Genomic DNA, 17,345 nt, shown 5'->3' on the forward strand with positions numbered 1-17,345 from the left:
AAAGTTCAAAATTACAATAAAGACAGGAAGAATCCTTAAATTTGTAAATATTTAAAGTCTGCTAATGTTTTCCCAGACTTTTCATTTTAAACTGAAAACAAATGGTACACGTCATTCGTAAAGAACATTTCAACGCAGCTCACCGCTTATTTAATCCCAACTGGTCAGAAGAAAAAAATGATGAGGTTTTTGGACCTTGTGCGAATAAAAACTGGCATGGGCATAATTTTGAGCTTATAGTAACTGTAAAGGGCCAACCTGACCCTGAAACAGGCTTTGTTTATGATTTAAAGGAATTAGGAGATTTGATTAAAAAGGAAATCATTGACAAAGTAGATCATAAAAATCTGAATGTAGATGTAGATTTTATGTTTGGTAAAATGTGCAGTTGTGAAATTTTAGTAGTAGAATTTTGGAAAATTTTAGCTCCTAAAATTGCATCAAGCTCATCAAATGCTAAATTGCACAAAATTCATTTAATCGAAACTCAAAAGAATTCGGTTGAATACTTTGGTGAATAGGTATGAAATATTTTATCCTTGCTGGTGAAAAATCAGGCGATTTGCATGGGGCAAATCTAATTCGCGCTTTACACCAACAGGATAAAACAGCAAAAATTTTGGCTTGGGGAGGAGATGAAATGCAAGCTGCAGGAGGAGATTTATTAATTCATCATAAGGATATAGCCATCATGGGACTTATCGGGGTTTTACAAAACATTACCCGATTAAAAAGATTATTCAAAACATTTGAAGTCCAAATAAATGATTTTAAACCTGATACAATCATTTTTATTGATTATGGAGGGTTTAATTTGAAAGCTGCTAAGATTGCAAAATTAGCTGGATTCCACACTCAATTTTATATTGCACCAAAAGTTTGGGCTTGGAATTATTCTCGTGTTAAAACGATCAGGAAATGGATTGACGAATTATATGTAATTTTTCCTTTCGAACAAAAGCTTTTTGAAGATGAAGGAATAAGTACACACTATGTAGGCAATCCTATTATGGATGAACTTTCAGCGTTTAAAGTAGACAAAAATTTCTTAGCTGAAAACCATATCTCAAAACCTTTTATTGCACTTTTACCGGGAAGCAGGAAACAAGAATTAACTTATTTATTACCTGTATTTAAGCAATTAAAAGAAACTTTACCCCAATATAATTTTATTATTGGCGGGGTTAAGGAGTTTAAAAATTTGATTGAAAAAACGGGTATTCAAGCCGTATATGATAATACTTATTCCCTCTTAACTGCATCTCAAATTGCAATCGTTTGTTCGGGTACTGCCACTTTAGAAACAGCCTTATTAGGTACTCCATTAGTAGTAGTTTATAAAACTGATAATTTGTTTTACAACTTAGCTAAGTTACTAGTTAAACTAAAGTATATTTCATTGGTAAATATCATTTTGGATAAGTTAGCTATTCCTGAACTCTTACAAAATGAGGTTAATGTTTCAAAAATATCACAGCATATAGAAAGTCTATTTCCTGAAAATTCAATTGAAAGAATCAATCAATTAGAAGATTTTAAAACACTAAAAAAATTAGTTGGAGAAAAAGGGGCATCCGATCGAGCCGCTCAAATAATAATTGAAAAGGCTAAGAATTTTTCAAATAATTCTTAATCCATGATTTTTGTATGCCAGGAACCGTCTGGTAAAATTTAGCAATATCTATTTTATCTTTCTCAAAATCACCACTCGGATAATAGGGCTCATTAAGCATTACCTTCTTATTTACGAAATCAAAACCCACCATAACAATTGGTATATTGGCCTTTTGCGCGATGTAATAAAAACCAGATTTTAGTTCTTTCACGTCTTTTCTTGTTCCTTCAGGGGCCAATCCAGCGTAAAATTCATCTTTTGAATTATATATTTCTGCAATAGCATCTACCAAATTTGTATGTTTAGTTCGATCTACCGGATATCCTCCTAATTTTTTAAATATCCAACCAAAAGGACCTTGGAATAATTCTTTTTTACCCCAAAAATATATTTTGCGTTTAAGAATAGACCGTACACCCACACCCACTGGAAAATCTACCCAGGTAGCATGAGGACATACGATGATAATGCACTTTTTTAAATGGTATGGAATATTTCCCGATACTTTCCAGCCAGAAAGTTTAAATAGCCAATCAAATAGCCAATTACTCATCCACATAGTTCGAAAGTGTATTTGTTATTTGTAATAAAGATGTATTAGGATTGATCAAAATAGCTTGGATTCCAAGATTTAATGCAGTTTCTATGTTAGCTGCATTGTCATCGAAAAAGATAATATCTTTATAATCTACTTGTAAATTTTCAGCTACTTTTTGGTAAATTAATGCATCAGGTTTAACCAAACCCAATTCATAAGAAAGAAATATTTGATCAAAAAGATCAAATAAATTTTCTCCGTTTGGACCTATATTATTTTTAAAATAAATATTTGAATGAATTGAACTGGTATTAGAAAGTAAATTTAAACTTTTAAAGTTAGGTTTAAATTGTTGTAAAGTGAGGTAGCTTTCAACTGGTATATCTAATAACAAAGCATTAAAAGCTTCATCAAATTGTTCTTTAGTACATATAAGATGTAGTTCTTTCTTTAAAAACGAACGAAATTCATCCTCAGATTGATTACCACTTTCATAAGCCTCCCAAAGTCCTAATTCGTGTGTAATTTTTTTAATCTCTTCAAAAGAATATTTACTTGAATACTTTGCAAATCCTTTAAATGTCAAATCTAGATCGATTGGCAAAAGAACATTTCCTAAATCAAATAATAATACTTTTGAATTTGTCATTTATTCTTGAACAACCCCCATTTTGCTGAATTTTTCAATACGATCTAAAATTCGAACTTGAGGATTTACTTTATTTAAAGCTGTTAATTCTCTTTTAATAACTTCTTTTAGGGTTTTTGCGGCTCCATCGTGATCTAAATGAGCTCCACCCAAAGGTTCTGGAATAATACCGTCAATCAAACCATTGCTAAGCATATCATTTGCTGTCAATTTTAAAGCCTCTGCTGCTTGTTCTTTGTAATTCCAACTTCTCCATAAAATTGAAGAACATGACTCTGGAGAAATAACAGAATACCAAGTATTTTCCATCATTAGAACCTTATCCCCTACTGCAATCCCTAAAGCTCCACCAGATGCACCCTCGCCAATGATGATACAAATTACAGGCACTTTCAACATAAACATATCACGAATGTTACGTGCAATTGCTTCACCTTGACCTCTTTCTTCAGCTTCTAATCCTGGAAAAGCACCGGGAGTATCAATTAAACAAACGACAGGTTTATTGAATTTCTCTGCCATTTTCATCAATCGCAATGCCTTTCTATAACCTTCTGGATTTGGCATTCCAAAATTACGATATTGGCGTTGTTTCGTATTTCTTCCTTTTTGTTGTCCGATGAACATCACAGAAAATTCATCATCAATATTTCCAAATCCACCTACCATGGCTTTATCGTCTGCAACAGATCTATCTCCATGAATTTCAATAAATTCCGAACATATCTTTTCAATATAATCTAAAGTATAAGGACGATCTGGGTGTCTAGAAAGTTGAACTCTTTGCCAACGAGTTAGGTTTGAAAAAGTTTCTTGTTTCAATTCTAATATTTTTTCAGTTAATGACTTTACGGCTTCAGTTACATCCACATTATTTTCAATAGCCAGTTTTCTCATTTCAATTAACTTATCCTCTAACTCAGCTATTGGCTTTTCAAATTCTAATAATGTTTTCATAATGATTATTTAATGCTACAAAATTATAATTAAAGATCGAATGTTTGATTTTTTTCTGGTAAAATCACTTGATTAAAACCAAATTCTTCTAATTTATGTTTAAAATCTAACATACTTTGCTCTTCACCGTGACTTAAAAATATATTTTTAAGTTTTTTTGGATTCTGGTGACGTACAAATTCAATTAAACCTTTTTGATCCGCATGTCCAGAAAAAACATCTATTTTACGAATTTGGGCATTTACACGATACTCTTTCGTTTTAATTTGAAGGGTTTTCATTCCTCCCAATAATTCTCTTCCTAGCGTTCCTTCTGCCGCAAAACCAATTAATAAAATAGTACAATAAGAATTTTCAATATTATTGGCAATGTGTTGCTCAACCCTACCACCAGAAATCATACCAGAAGAACTAATAATGATACATGGTTCACGATAATTCTTAATTGCTTCACTTTCTTTTTCTGTTTGAAGAAAAACTAAATTGTCAAAATCAAAAAGACTATCGTTTTCCTTAGCAAAGTCTTTTGCCTCTGGATTTAAATAAGATAAATATTTCGAATATATTTTAGTTGAACTTCTACCTAATGGACTATCAGTAAATACTCTAATAGATGGCAAATTATGTTCTTCAATCAATTGATTCAAGGTGAATAATACAGCTTGTGTTCTACCTACAGAAAAAGCAGGAATAATTAATCTTCCAGGTTTATCTACACAAGTTTCACGAATTATTCTACCCAAGGATTCAATAGGAGATTCAATATCTTCATGCACACGATTACCATAGGTGGTTTCACAAATTAGATAATCAACCTCTGGAATAGCCACAGGATCAACATGTAATGGATAATCTTTTCTACCAATATCTCCACTAAAACCAATTTTTTTAGTTACTCCTTCCTCCAAAACCTCGAGTACTACATGAGCAGCTCCTAATAAATGTCCGGCAGGATAAAAAGTAATCCAGACGTTATCAATTATTTGAAATTTTCGATTAAACTGAATGCAAACAAAATTTTTAATTGCATCATCTACATCTTTATTTAAGTATAAATCTCCTTTTTTAAGAAGATTATCCATTTTCTTTTGTTTTTTTCGGCTATCACCTTGCGCAGCTTTTAATTTGCGAAGGTTTAAACTAGCAGAATCATATAAAAGAATTTCAGTTAAATCTGCAGTGGGAGATGTACAAAGGATTTGTCCTTCAAAACCTTCTCGATACAACATGGGTATATTTCCAGAATGGTCAATATGTGCATGCGTTAATATCAATAAATTTATCAACGATGCATCAAAAGGAAAGAATGTCTTTGAAGGTTCTGCTGGTTGTGAATAATCAATTGTACGTTCCATATCGGTCCCACAATCAATTAAAATCTTATAATCTTCAAGTTCCAGCATAAACATACTACCGGTAACTTGTCTGGCGGCGCCCAGAAAATGTAATTTCATATCAAACTAATTGGGGGACAAAAGTCCCCCTATTTATTCCACAAAAATACAACAAAATTTTACTTATTTTACCTCTTTCGCAAAATCTTCCTGCATTTTATCTAATTCTACTTTACTTAAATTTTTATCTGCAACAATAGTTCTATATCTAAATGTTAGTGTTTCTCCTTTTTTCAAGGTATAGTTAAGTTCTGATTTCCCATTAGAAAATACTTTAACACCTAAAGGATTCACGGCAAACAATCCATAACCTCTTGCATGCCAATAACTTGGATAAGAAACATTTTTCGGATGATCTAAAATAGCTACATTAATGGTATGGTTGTCCATTTGTCCTTCTAGATTCATCCATTTACCACGAGTTGACCATACAGCTTCTCCTGTTATACCCTCACTACTAATATAATTTCCGGTAACTCCCGTATTGTCCATTTGGGGAACTTTAGTTTCCACACCATGTGCGTCGGTAAACACATCTGGCTTATTAGAAGGCATTTCTAATTGTCGAGCCACACGAATAGCAAACATTCCATCCTTTACATCTTTAAATACAACCTGGTCAGCTGAAGCTGTTAAACTTGTAATCCGATCAATAATTCGAATATCCTTTGATCCCGAAAAAGTATAGGTAGTTTTTTCATTTAAAACTGTTGAACCTTTCCCATCATTGTCAATCCAATTTGCAGTTACTTGCAATTCCCCAGAATCTTTATTAATCTTTTTTGAGACTACTTTTTCATGAACAATAGTTCCCATTTTGTGATTTTGAAGAGAGGCTACAATGTTATTGGAGTTATTCCAATAATCAAATCCATTCACATCCTCATAATTTAACCACATTCCCACATGATGTGGGTGGTCTACACGCTCACCTGAACGCGGAGCAACAGGGTATCCCCTAGTAATTGTAGTTCCTTGAGCAGAAACAATTGGAAATAAAACAGCCTTTTTTAATACTGATTCTCCAGGATAAAAATAACTCGTAAGGAATTTACCTCCTACTAGGATATCAATTTTATGTTCAGATGTTTTTTCAACGAAGCTGACTTTTTCTTTTTGAGCAAAAGTTGAAAAAGCAGACAGTATACCGATAGTTAAAATAAGTTTTTTCATAATTCAAATTTAGTATAAAAGTAAAAAACCGAGGAAATCTCCTCGGTTTTTTTACTAAATAAAAGAAATCAAATTTTAATAACCTGTATTTTGTGGAAAACCACCATTTTCAGATAAGTCAACTTGCTTTTGAGGAATTGGACGAACATAATGTTTATCAGTAATTCCTACTGCAGCATCTGTATTATTGGCTTTAACACGCTCGATTAAATTTCCCCATCTTTTTAGGTCCATCCAACGAGTTTGCTCTCCAGCTAATTCACGAGCTCTTTCTTCCATGATCAAATTCATATCAACAGAAGTAACCTTCATTGCTTCAGCCTTTCCAGCAGCAGCTGCACGAACACGAACCATGTTAATGGCAGCAACTGCCTCATCTTGCTTACCTAACTTAAATTGAGCTTCAGCCAACATTAAATAGGTATCAGCTAAACGATGAACGAAATAATCACGACTACCATTTTCATACGTCATATCTGGACGAAGTGGATCAAAGAATTTCTTCAAAGTTGGGAACAATGCATAGTTGTAAAGAGATGGCACCAATACTTGGTACGGTTTCTTTGCTCTTTGCTCTTTAGTCCACTCAACACCTGGAATATAGATAGTTGTATCTCCGGCCTTGTAAGTTACAGAAGCTTTTGAATTATCGAATGTGGTGTTGTAAGTACCAGGTTTGTTAGACAACCAAGTATCCTTAAACGTTTTGTTGTAACGAGTATCATTTACTCTATCCGCAAAAACTGTGTTTAATAAATATGGAGTTGGTTTCAAACGCTTAAATGGACGACCATTCGCCACATCTCTTTGCATACCTGGTTGAACGTCATATTGCATACCGAAGTATAAGTGTAACTTATTTCCTTGGTTATCCACAAAACCATTAGTCAATGGATCTGAAGTATATTGTACTGAGAAAATAACCTCATCATTAATTTGATTCGCTTGGTCAAAAACTGAAGCAAAATCAGTTAATAATTTGAAACCATAGTTATTGATTACGTTATTACATAATGTAGCTGCATTTGCATAATCAGTTGCCTCAGCAAATTTAGAAGAAGCACGAGTTAAATAAACTTTTGCTAATAAATTTTCTGCTGCTGCCTTCGTTGCACGACCGAAGTCTGAAGATGCCTTCTTGTTTTCCAATGCTGGAATTGCTTCTAACAAATCTTTTACAATTTGTGCATATACATCCTTTTCAGGTGTACGTGTAGCAGTTTTAGTTGGACCCGTAGTTTCCTTTAAACGTAAATCTAATGGGCCAAACTGTTGAACTAAAATGAAATAATAATGAGCTCTCAAATATTTCATTTCACCTACTCGCTGAGCTTTAACTGCATCAGTAATTCCTGTAACAGTTGGTGCACGATCAATTACAGCATTAATTGTATTAATACCTTTGTACGTGTCATCCCATAGTTGTGCCAAAATATCAACTGATGATGTTAATTGGGAATCATAAAAATGGAAGCCCTTGTATGAACCGTCAGCACCAGCACTATAAATATCGGTACCATATTCAGACATAGTTAAACCACGTTCAGTTGCATAAAAAGAACGCAAGGGAGTGTATGCCGCATTAGTTGCAGCAATAAAACCTGGAGTTGTAGCGATATAATCATTACTGATATTTGAAACTACGGTCTCCTTTAGCATATCACTACACGAAGAGGTTCCCAACATAATAGCTGAGGCCATTCCTAGTGCTTTTAGTGTATTTTTCATATATAAACTTTTCATTATTCGTCGAATTAAAATTTAATATTTAAACCGAAAGTGCTAACACTTGTTGCAGGAGTAACGTTGTTTTCTACGTTACCATTAGAAGTTTCTGGATCTACACCATTATCTTTGCTACGATATTTCGAGAAGATAAATGGTTGCTGAATACTCGCATACACACGCAAAGAAGATAATCCTAACTTATTAGCAACTTTAGCTGGGAAAGTGTAGCCTAAGTTAATATTACGAACCTTGATAAATGAACCATCAAAATAAGAGATAGCTGTATTATAAGCAGGAAACTCTTGGTTAAAGTTCGGACGAGGATAATATGCATTCGGATTATTTGGAGTCCAATAATCAACCTTAATTTGGTTATAACGACCTTGTAGGTAGTTAGAATTTTGGTGGAATTTAGACATAATCATTTGTCCTTGACGAGTAAAGATAAAGAATGACAAATCGAAACCTTTGAAAGAGAAACGGTTTGTGATACCACCTGTCCAAGCCGGAACGTCAGAACCTAATAACACACGATCATCAGCAGTAATTTTACCGTCACCATTTGAATCAGCAACCTTAATTTGACCTACTGTAAAGCCCATTGCAACAGCCTGTGCTTTTTCAGCTTCTTGCCAAATACCTGCATATTTATAATCATAATATGAGTTCAATGGTTGACCGATAAACCAACGGTTACCTACGTCATCTTTTGCACCATTATATAATGATAAAATAGCTTCCGTATTCTTGTAGAATGTAAAATCTGTTGACCACTTAAATCCATTTGCTGCATCAACGTTTACAGTTGATAAGGAAATTTCAATACCACGGTTTCTAGTCTCTCCTACGTTACGTGTTACTGCAGCAAAACCAGTTGAAGTTGGTAATTGGTCAGACAATAACAAGTCCGTTGTATTTGTTTGGTAATATTCTAAGGATCCAGAAACACGACCTCTTAAAATAGAGAAGTCAGCACCGATGTTTTGAGAAGTTGAAGTTTCCCACTTCAAATCAGCATTACCAATTGTATTTGGACGATATCCGTATGCAGCTGTGTTATTCCAAGCATAAGAAGTTCTACTTTCCAAACCTTGAGTTTGGTAAGGAGATAAACCTTGGTTACCTACTGATGCGTAAGAAGCACGAAGTTTTAATTCATCTAACCAAGTTAAATCCTTCATGAAATCTTCTTGATGTAAATTCCAACCTAAAGCTACACCTGGGAAATTACCCCATTTAGAGTTCTCACCGAAACGAGAAGAACCGTCACGACGCATGGTTGCAGTCAATAAGTACTTTCCTTTGTAATCGTAATTCACACGAGCCATGTAAGAAGCAATCGTCCACTGAATTAAGTTTGAACCTACTCCTTGGATTGAAGAAGCATTTGCTAAATTGTAGAAAGCTTGAGTTTCTACCGGAACACCCATTACAGATTGAGTATATTGCTCAAAATTATCACGTTGCATAGATTGTAACAAAGTCACACCTAAGTTGTGATTCTTCCATTGCTTGTTATACGTCAAGATATTTTCTAAAGTATAGTTAAATCCAAAACGGTTGTCAGTAGTAGCAGTTGGGTTACCACCTTTGATATCATTTGTTAATGCACCATTGAAACGACCATTTCTAGAAATAGTAAAGTCAGGACCAAAGTTTACACGATATTTTAAACCTTCAGCAATTTGGTATTCAGCATAAATACTATTGAAAATACGATATTTCTTAGTCTCATCAATTTTAGCTCCAGGAACTACCTCATTTAATGGGTTAGTCAATAAAGCATCATCAGTTTGTTGGAAAATTAAGTTTCCAGCATCATCATACGCACGAGCTAATGGATTTTGAGAAGATAAATAACCATAAGGGTTTAAGTTCGCACCATTTGTTAATGAATACATTCCGTAAGAAGAAATACCAACTTTCAAACGCTTATTCACTTGATGATCAACATTTACACGTACTGAATAACGAGTAAAGTCTAATCCAGCAATAATTCCTTGGTCTGAAAAATAACCCGCATTAATTGAGAACTGAGTTTTTTCATTTCCACCCTGCACACCTAAAGCATGATTTTGTTGGAAACCTTTTCTAACCATTAAATCTTGGTAATCAGTCGTTCTATTTTTAGAAATACCATCCAATTCAATTGCAGTAAATAATTTTGAATCTGCATAAGCATCAATAACACCAGTTGGAACGATATTTCCATTAGCATCCTTATAAGTACCGATTGTACGACGCGATTCACGCTTCATCTCAGCATATTCAGCACCATTGAATAATTGAATCTTATCTAAAGATTGAGTTGAACCCGCATACGTGTCGTAAGAAATAGTTGTTTTACCATCCTTAGCACCTCTTTTTGTGGTAATCAAAACAACACCATTAGCACCACGAGCACCATAAATTGCAGTAGCAGTTGCATCTTTAAGGATTTCCATTGAAGCTACATCATTTGGATTCATATCTTCGTAACCACCTGAAAGAGGTATACCATCCACTACATATAATGGATCATTACCCGCATTAAATGAACGACGACCACGAATCAAAACTTTTGGCACAGTACCAGGCTTAGAACCTGACTGAGCAACGTCAACACCCGCTACCCTACCTTGCATCGCTTGTCCAAGGTTCGTAATTGGCATTTCTGTAATTTGTTTTGATGTTACAGATGAAATAGCACCTGTTGTTTGACTTTTCTTTTGTGTACCGTAACCTACAACTACTACCTCCGAAAGGGCTTTATTGTCGACACTTAAAGAAACATTGATCTGAGATTTGTTTCCAACAGATACATCTTGGTTATTGAAACCAACTGATGAAAAGATCAAAACATTAGATCCTGAAACAGAAATTTTAAAGTTTCCATTCGCATCGGTAGTAGTACCCTTACTAGTACCTTTAATTGAAACGCTGGCACCTGGGATACCTGATCCATCTTCTGAAGATGAAACTTTACCAGAAACCATTCGATCCTGTGCAAATACCTGCACTCCAATTAGTAACATAATGAAACTAAACAGGACCTTAGAAAGTAATTGTTTTCTCATAGGTAAAAAATTAGTTAAAAGATTGCAAAGTTTGATTTATTCTAAGCCAGAGTCTTGCTACCTCCTCTATACTTAGCTGTTCGGTGCTACTATTTTTAAGATTATTATCTGAACAGTAAGATAAATCATCTTTTTTTTCATTAATGATGTTTGACAAGGGACTTTCAATTCCTTTATTATTTTGAATATTTCCCTTGTTATTTTTCATTGCATTATAGAAACTACCCTATAAAGCAGTACAAAAATACTTTTTACTCAAAAAAATATAAATAAAATACCACAATCAATAGGCAAAGTCTGAACCAAGATTAGTTTTCAAACTTTTTAATGCCCCAAATATCAGATTGTAAACTGATTGAGGGTTGATTTGCATTTTGGTAGATATTTGATCAGTATCTAAATTATGGAAGTATTTTAAAGAAATTGCTTCCCTTTGTCTTTTACTTAATTTACATAAACTGTTTTCTAACAAACGATTATTAATTTTTTCACTTTCAACTTCAATCATTTTACTTTCAGCACTTTGAAAAAATTCAGTTTGATGAATAACGTAATTAAAATCATTTGAGGCCATTTTCATAGATCCTTCTAAATGACGCACTAATTTTCTTTTGATAGAAGCCATTAAATAAAATTTAACAGAAGTAGTTGGACCTAGGTTTTGATGATTTTTCCATAATTCAACAAATAAATCATGCAAACAATCTTTGATCAATTCTTTATCAGCTGTCATACTTAAACAATACGAATACAATTGCTGTACAAAATATTGATATAACTCGCCAAAAGCTTGTTGATCCCCTCCTCTTAAAGAATCCCAAAGTTTTACTTCATCAATTGCCTTTTTCATTTGAAAACTTGTAATATTTTTATTTCAACAGATCTCTGTGATGTATTAACCTGTGTAATATAAGGATCACTTTTATAAAAAAACAAAGAAAAACTATAAATTATTTCCGTAAACGTTTACGGAAACGTTTACAATCTAAAGTTTTTTCAAAACCCTAAAAAAATAAACGTTTTTGAACATTTTTTTGGAAAAATTGAAATAAAAAAGGAGCTTTAAAGAATTGAATTATTAGAAGATTTATGAATATTAAAAAGTTAAATACTTTAGATGCCAGTATGTTGGTAATGGGATCAATGATTGGATCAGGCATCTTTTTAGTAAGCTCTGATATTGCTCGTTCATTAGGTTCAACTTCCCTATTATTAGCAACTTGGATTTTATCCGCTTTTCTTACAATTACAGGTGCATATGCCTATAGCAAGCTTTCAACTGAATTTCCTAAAACGGGTGGACAGTATATCTATTTAAAGGAAGCATATTCTCCATTAATGGGATTTCTTTTTGGTTGGTCTACTTTTTTAGTGATTCAAACAGGTACAATCGCTGCCGTTGCTGTGGCTTTTGCAAAATATACAGGATATTTATTCCCTGAATTGATTAATACAAGTTCCATTGCCGGAACATTTATAAATACTCAAACTTTACTAGCAGTTTTTTCAATTATAATATTAACCTTGATTAATTTGAGAGGAGTAACGATGGCATCATTGGTACAAAACCTTTTTACATTTACCAAAATTGCATCACTTATATTTTTACTGGGATTAGGAATTTATATTGGCTTTCAAAATAATTGGATTAATCTTGAAAATATTTGGCAAACACCTAAGTCTTTTATTCCTACTACTAACAATTTCACCAATATAGGTGGATTAACTACTCTTTCTGTTTTTGGAGCTGCAATGATTGGTCCTTTATTTAGTTCATCAGCTTGGAATAATTTAACCTTTGCATCTCAAGATTTTGAAAATCCTAAAACGACCGTAGCAAGAGGCCTAGTTTATGGGACCGTTTTGGTTTGTTTAATCTACTTTCTGACAAATATTGCCTATCTGGGTATTTTACCATTTGAGGGAAATCCAAATGGTACTGATGCCCTTTCAAAAGGAATAATGTTTGCTGAACAAGACCGAATTGGTTCAGCTGCTTTAGAAGTGGCACTGGGACCCATTGGTGCTGTGGTAATGGCTGTTATGATTATGATTTCAACCTTTGGTTGCAATAATGGCATAATATTATCTGGAGGCCGTTTATTTGAAGCAATGTCAATTGACAAGTTATTCTTTAAAAATGCAGCTATTCAAAACAAAAATGGAGTACCCAAATACTCTTTGGTAATTCAATGCATTTGGGCATGCCTTTTATGCTTTTCCGGAAGTTACAATGACCTACTTGATTTTACAGTCTTTGCTATTCTTATTTTTTATTTTTTAACTGTATTAATTTTATTCAATCAAAAAATTTACCAAAACAAATTAAATCTAAATCAAAAATTATTATTTGCTTGTTATTTAACAATTTTGGTTGCAATTGCAGGAAATTTATTACTTGCAAAGACTTTTACATCAAGTATAGGACTGATAATTGTCCTTTCTGGAATTCCAGTCTATTATATATTTAAAAGAAGTCTTAATTAAAGAATCTTCTGATCTTTCAGCCATATAACCAGTCTATCGAACCATTGTTCTTGACTGGTTTTGTTGTTTAAACCAAAACCATGTCCACCATTAGGATAAATATACATTCCAAGGGGTACCTGATGATAAGCTAATGCATCTGCGTAAACCAATGTATTTTTTAATGGAACAGCACCATCATCAGAAGCGTGAACAATAAATGCTTTAGGTGTAGTTGAGGTAACATGTAATTCATTTGAAAATAAATCGACTGAGTCAATTTTTGCCTTTGCTCCTATTAAATTATTTTTGGAACCTTGATGTCCAAATTCTTTCATTGTGATCACTGGATATAATAATATTTGAAAATCTGGACGTAATGAAATCCCATCCCCAAATTCAGTAAAATCGGTTTCAAAATGTGTCGAGGCAGTTGAAGCTAAATGTCCACCAGCAGAAAAGCCCATTATTCCTATTTTATTGACGTCAATACCCCATGCATTTGCATTTTTACGAGCAATCCGAATAGCTTGTTGAGCGTCTTGAATTGGAGCTATCGATTTGTTTTTCTGTGATTTTACATCTGGTAAACGGTAATGTAACAAAAGCACATGAATACCTAATTCATTAAATTTTAATGCCACATCAGCCCCTTCGTGCGAAGCCGCTAAAATGGTGTAACCACCTCCAGGACAAATAATTACACAAGGAGCATTTTCTTTCGCTTTAGCAGCTTTAAAAAATTTATATTTAGGGATACTAACTTTAGAAATTCTTAAGATTCCGTTTGTGACAACATATTTAGAAGAATCGGGTCCTTGAATATAATTTGGAATTTCGCCAACATACAAAGGTGTAAAATCTTGTGCTACTATTGAAGTTCCCATTAGCAGTAAAATAAAGGTTAAAAATTTCATGTTATTTAGATTTATCGGTTGTAATTAAAACAACAGCTGTAAGTATGAACAAACTTGCTAACAATAATAAGGGACTTAAACTTTCATTCAAAATAATATTTCCTAAAATTAAAGCAAAAATCGGATTGACATAGGTATAGGTAGCTACCAAAGTTGCATCACATTCCTTTGATAAATAGGCAAATATTGAAAATCCAAACATTGAACCTATCAAAGCTAAATAAAAGAAAACATAATAAGCTTTAGCAGGTAAAATACTTAAATCTAATGTTTGAATATCTCCTCTAAAATAGGAAACAATCAAGGCCAATATTGCCCCAGTACACATTTGAATAAAACTAGTTTGTGTAAAGTGATACACATTTGCCCCGGTGCTTTGAATTCTAAATACACCATAATTCCAACCTAAAACTCCAAGAACCAAATAAAGAATTCCTTGTAAAAAATCTGATTCTTTTCCCGGAATTGCCAATGACTTAGAACTTGTCATTATTAAAATACCAATTAAACCTAAACTAGTTCCAATCAATTTTCTATTAGAAGGTTTTTTACCATCTATCCAAAAGAAAATAACCAAAAGTAATGGCCCTAATGCCATAAATACTGATGAAAATCCGGATGGTACAATTGAACCTGCCAATGCCATACAGCCATTGCCAATGAGAATTAAATAAAACCCGGCCATCAAATGTGTTCTAAGATGCTTGGCTTCCATTTTTTTCCAATATCCTCCTAGCAAAGAAATTATTCCTAACAGTGAACCTGCTAAAAAATTTCTAGAAAAGGTAATCATTAATGGAGGTAAATAGGAAAGTAATATACGAACACTTAAAAAGGTACTTCCCCATACTAAATAAAGCAGGCCTAATGCTAGTAATAGAGAAGGTCTTAAGGCTTTATTCATTTGTTAGTAAATCGGGTCTTCGTTGTTTGGTACGTGATAAAGATTGTTCAAATCTCCATTCAGAGATTTTTTTGTCGTGACCAGATAATAAAACTGCAGGCACTTCCATTCCTTCAAAATTTGCAGGCCGGGTATAAACTGGTGCTGAAAGAAGTCCGTCTTGAAAGGAATCAGTCAAAGCTGAAGTTTCATCACCTATGGCCCCTGGTATTAATCGAACGATTGCATCAGCTGTAACCGCTGCTGCTAATTCACCACCAGATAAAACATAATCGCCAATGGAAATCTCTTGGGTTACATATTTTTCCCTAATTCGCTCGTCAATCCCTTTATAATGGCCACATATAAAGATCATATTGGTTTTATTTGCCAAACCATTAACTATATTTTGTTGTAAGGTTTGCCCATCTGGACTAAAAAATATCACCTCATCATAGAGTCTATCTGCCTGTAGACTTTCAATAGCCTTGGATAAGGGTTCAGGCGACAAAACCATTCCTGCCCCACCACCAAATGGATAATCATCAACTTGTCGATGTTTTTTGGAAGAAAAATCATGCAAATCGTGTAAGTGAATTTCAACTAAATTATTCTTTTGCGCACGTTTACATATCGAGTGTTCAAAAAAACTCTTCATGAGATCAGGTATTACAGAAATGATGTCAATTCTAATCATTTAAATAAATATCTAATAAACCTTCAGGCAAAACGGTATTAACTATTTTATCTTTTTTATTAACCTTGGGTACAATTTCATCTGTCAAAGGAATTAACACTTCTCTTTCCTTATACATCATTACTAGTACATCTTGAGCACCTAAAGAGACAATTTCTTTAACTAAACCTAAAAGTCCCAAATTGACATCTTCTACCTGATATCCGATGACTTCGTGAAAATAAAATTGATTTTCTTTCAATTTTGGTAAAAAACTCATGGGTAAAAATAATTTTTTACCAACCAATTCTTTTGCCTTATCAACTGAATCAATTCCTTCAAATTGTATTAGATTCAAATTGGGTTTAATTTGAATATCATCTATGAAATAAGGAACCAAATCGTGTCCTTCTTGTACAAAAACAGAGGTTAATTCATCATATTCGTAAGGGTCATCTACATCCAAAAAAGCATGTAAAGCTCCTTTTATACCATGAGGTTTTGCAATTGCCCCTAATTCAAAATATTCTTGCTTAGCCATATACAAAAAAAAATCATACAAACTTGAAAACAAATTTGTATGATTTTAAGGAATTTTTAAAATTATTCAGCTGATTCTTCAGCAGGAGCTTCTGTTTCTTCAGTTGCAGCTGGAGCCTCTTCAACTGCAGGTTCTGCAGCTACTTCAGCCTCTACTTCTGGAACTTCAACACCAGTTGCCTCTTCTTCAGCTTCTTGAATTGCCTCTACAACGCTTGCAACTACTGCATCATCAGCAGCTTTGTTTTTCGCAGCAATAACCTCTGCACGAGCAGATGAAACTTTAGATTCTGCAGCCAAACGATCTGCTTTAGCAGATGCTTTACCTTTAGAAATGCTATCTAAATTTGCTTGTACTTTTGCATCTTTCTCTTTCTTCCAAGCTTCAAACTTAGCGTCTGCTTGTTCTTGAGTGATTGCTCCTTTGTTTACCCCTACTTGTAAGTGTTTCTTTAACAAAATACCATTTTGAGATAAAATACCATTTGCTGTATCTGTAGGTTGAGCTCCATTCATCAACCATTTTAATGCTTGCGCATCGTTCAAATTTACAGTTGCAGGATTTGTGTTAGGATTGTATGTTCCGATTTTCTCGATAAAACGTCCATCTCTCGGTGCACGTGCATCCGATACTACGATGTCATACATTGCTAACTTTTTACGTCCACGACGCGCTAATCTAATTTTTACTGCCATTATATATGGATTTAGTGAGGGATCTCGTCCCTCGTTATAAAAAATGTCTGCAAAATT

Annotated in this window: 16 protein-coding genes; 3 read left to right on the forward strand and 13 right to left on the reverse strand. The window is 33.5% G+C overall.

All coding sequences use genetic code 11. The features are described from left to right. Window positions 1-101: 101 nt before the first annotated feature. Both EOJ36_RS01860 and lpxB read left to right on the forward strand, forming a co-directional pair. Window positions 102-521, forward strand: a complete 420-nt coding sequence (locus EOJ36_RS01860; RefSeq protein ID WP_127802318.1) for a 6-pyruvoyl trahydropterin synthase family protein — start codon at window positions 102-104, stop codon at window positions 519-521. Between the two features lie 2 nt (window positions 522-523). Next, the gene (lpxB, locus tag EOJ36_RS01865; protein ID WP_127802319.1) at window positions 524-1,633 is read left to right on the forward strand and encodes a lipid-A-disaccharide synthase; all 1,110 of its coding nucleotides are present in this window, start codon (window positions 524-526) and stop codon (window positions 1,631-1,633) included. Here the strand turns inward: lpxB and EOJ36_RS01870 are convergent. The 8 genes from EOJ36_RS01870 to EOJ36_RS01905 all read right to left on the reverse strand — a co-directional run bounded on the left by EOJ36_RS01870 (window position 1,608) and on the right by EOJ36_RS01905 (window position 11,960). Beyond that, complete coding sequence (locus EOJ36_RS01870; protein WP_127802320.1) at window positions 1,608-2,168, reverse strand: 1-acyl-sn-glycerol-3-phosphate acyltransferase; 561 nt, start codon at window positions 2,166-2,168, stop codon at window positions 1,608-1,610. The two genes, lpxB and EOJ36_RS01870, sit on opposite strands and share 26 nt — an antisense overlap. Next, a complete protein-coding gene (locus EOJ36_RS01875) occupies window positions 2,161-2,802 on the reverse strand; it encodes an HAD-IA family hydrolase (protein ID WP_127802321.1) in 642 nt (213 codons plus the stop codon). The genes EOJ36_RS01870 and EOJ36_RS01875 overlap by 8 nt, the downstream gene beginning before the upstream one ends. Continuing rightward, complete coding sequence (locus EOJ36_RS01880; protein WP_127802322.1) at window positions 2,803-3,759, reverse strand: acetyl-CoA carboxylase carboxyltransferase subunit alpha; 957 nt, start codon at window positions 3,757-3,759, stop codon at window positions 2,803-2,805. It abuts the gene before it with no gap. Window positions 3,760-3,788: 29 nt separating this feature from the next. After that, window positions 3,789-5,213, reverse strand: a complete 1,425-nt coding sequence (locus EOJ36_RS01885; protein WP_127802323.1) for an MBL fold metallo-hydrolase RNA specificity domain-containing protein — start codon at window positions 5,211-5,213, stop codon at window positions 3,789-3,791. A 63-nt stretch (window positions 5,214-5,276) separates the two neighbouring features. Further along, window positions 5,277-6,326, reverse strand: coding sequence for a DUF6807 domain-containing protein (locus EOJ36_RS01890; protein ID WP_127802324.1), 1,050 nt, complete (start codon window positions 6,324-6,326; stop codon window positions 5,277-5,279). Window positions 6,327-6,401: 75 nt separating this feature from the next. Next, window positions 6,402-8,054 carry a RagB/SusD family nutrient uptake outer membrane protein gene (locus tag EOJ36_RS01895; RefSeq protein ID WP_127802325.1) on the reverse strand — a complete coding sequence of 551 codons (1,653 nt, stop codon included), beginning with the start codon at window positions 8,052-8,054 and terminating at the stop codon, window positions 6,402-6,404. A gap of 26 nt (window positions 8,055-8,080) precedes the next feature. After that, window positions 8,081-11,068, reverse strand: a complete 2,988-nt coding sequence (locus EOJ36_RS01900) for a SusC/RagA family TonB-linked outer membrane protein (RefSeq protein WP_238944386.1) — start codon at window positions 11,066-11,068, stop codon at window positions 8,081-8,083. A 325-nt stretch (window positions 11,069-11,393) separates the two neighbouring features. Beyond that, window positions 11,394-11,960: an RNA polymerase sigma factor gene (locus tag EOJ36_RS01905; RefSeq protein ID WP_127802327.1), complete on the reverse strand. Its 567-nt coding sequence runs from the start codon at window positions 11,958-11,960 to the stop codon at window positions 11,394-11,396. Between the two features lie 239 nt (window positions 11,961-12,199). Between EOJ36_RS01905 and EOJ36_RS01910 the strand changes: the two genes are divergently transcribed. Further along, a complete protein-coding gene (locus EOJ36_RS01910) occupies window positions 12,200-13,597 on the forward strand; it encodes an APC family permease (RefSeq protein ID WP_127802328.1) in 1,398 nt (465 codons plus the stop codon). Here the strand turns inward: EOJ36_RS01910 and EOJ36_RS01915 are convergent. The 5 genes from EOJ36_RS01915 to EOJ36_RS01935 form a co-directional block, all read right to left on the reverse strand. Continuing rightward, window positions 13,594-14,493, reverse strand: coding sequence for an alpha/beta hydrolase (locus EOJ36_RS01915; RefSeq protein ID WP_127802329.1), 900 nt, complete (start codon window positions 14,491-14,493; stop codon window positions 13,594-13,596). The genes EOJ36_RS01910 and EOJ36_RS01915 overlap by 4 nt on opposite strands. 1 nt (window position 14,494) lies before the next feature. Continuing rightward, window positions 14,495-15,397: a DMT family transporter gene (locus tag EOJ36_RS01920; protein WP_127802330.1), complete on the reverse strand. Its 903-nt coding sequence runs from the start codon at window positions 15,395-15,397 to the stop codon at window positions 14,495-14,497. After that, window positions 15,390-16,070: a tRNA (guanosine(37)-N1)-methyltransferase TrmD gene (trmD, locus tag EOJ36_RS01925; protein WP_127802640.1), complete on the reverse strand. Its 681-nt coding sequence runs from the start codon at window positions 16,068-16,070 to the stop codon at window positions 15,390-15,392. Before trmD ends, EOJ36_RS01920 begins: the two co-directional genes overlap by 8 nt. After that, window positions 16,066-16,593, reverse strand: a complete 528-nt coding sequence (gene rimM, locus EOJ36_RS01930) for a ribosome maturation factor RimM (protein ID WP_127802331.1) — start codon at window positions 16,591-16,593, stop codon at window positions 16,066-16,068. The genes trmD and rimM overlap by 5 nt, the downstream gene beginning before the upstream one ends. A gap of 62 nt (window positions 16,594-16,655) precedes the next feature. Beyond that, entirely contained in the window at window positions 16,656-17,288 is a 633-nt protein-coding gene (locus EOJ36_RS01935; RefSeq protein ID WP_127802332.1) for a 30S ribosomal protein S16, read from the reverse strand. Window positions 17,289-17,345: the final 57 nt, after the last annotated feature.

Origin of the sequence: Sandaracinomonas limnophila, assembly GCF_004005965.1 — a bacterium.
GTDB classification, from domain to species: Bacteria; Bacteroidota; Bacteroidia; order Cytophagales; family Spirosomataceae; genus Sandaracinomonas; species Sandaracinomonas limnophila.

Bases quoted from the DNA above. Each gene is read 5' to 3' on its own strand.
- EOJ36_RS01860 (WP_127802318.1), top strand. From the start codon at position 102: ATGGTACACGTCATTCGTAAAGAACATTTCAACGCAGCTCACCGCTTA.
- lpxB (WP_127802319.1), top strand. From the start codon at position 524: ATGAAATATTTTATCCTTGCTGGTGAAAAATCAGGCGATTTGCATGGG.
- EOJ36_RS01870 (WP_127802320.1), bottom strand. From the start codon at position 2,168: ATGAGTAATTGGCTATTTGATTGGCTATTTAAACTTTCTGGCTGGAAA.
- EOJ36_RS01875 (WP_127802321.1), bottom strand. From the start codon at position 2,802: ATGACAAATTCAAAAGTATTATTATTTGATTTAGGAAATGTTCTTTTG.
- EOJ36_RS01880 (WP_127802322.1), bottom strand. From the start codon at position 3,759: ATGAAAACATTATTAGAATTTGAAAAGCCAATAGCTGAGTTAGAGGAT.
- EOJ36_RS01885 (WP_127802323.1), bottom strand. From the start codon at position 5,213: ATGAAATTACATTTTCTGGGCGCCGCCAGACAAGTTACCGGTAGTATG.
- EOJ36_RS01890 (WP_127802324.1), bottom strand. From the start codon at position 6,326: ATGAAAAAACTTATTTTAACTATCGGTATACTGTCTGCTTTTTCAACT.
- EOJ36_RS01895 (WP_127802325.1), bottom strand. From the start codon at position 8,054: ATGAAAAATACACTAAAAGCACTAGGAATGGCCTCAGCTATTATGTTG.
- EOJ36_RS01900 (WP_238944386.1), bottom strand. From the start codon at position 11,068: ATGTTACTAATTGGAGTGCAGGTATTTGCACAGGATCGAATGGTTTCT.
- EOJ36_RS01905 (WP_127802327.1), bottom strand. From the start codon at position 11,960: ATGAAAAAGGCAATTGATGAAGTAAAACTTTGGGATTCTTTAAGAGGA.
- EOJ36_RS01910 (WP_127802328.1), top strand. From the start codon at position 12,200: ATGAATATTAAAAAGTTAAATACTTTAGATGCCAGTATGTTGGTAATG.
- EOJ36_RS01915 (WP_127802329.1), bottom strand. From the start codon at position 14,493: ATGAAATTTTTAACCTTTATTTTACTGCTAATGGGAACTTCAATAGTA.
- EOJ36_RS01920 (WP_127802330.1), bottom strand. From the start codon at position 15,397: ATGAATAAAGCCTTAAGACCTTCTCTATTACTAGCATTAGGCCTGCTT.
- rimM (WP_127802331.1), bottom strand. From the start codon at position 16,593: ATGGCTAAGCAAGAATATTTTGAATTAGGGGCAATTGCAAAACCTCAT.
- EOJ36_RS01935 (WP_127802332.1), bottom strand. From the start codon at position 17,288: ATGGCAGTAAAAATTAGATTAGCGCGTCGTGGACGTAAAAAGTTAGCA.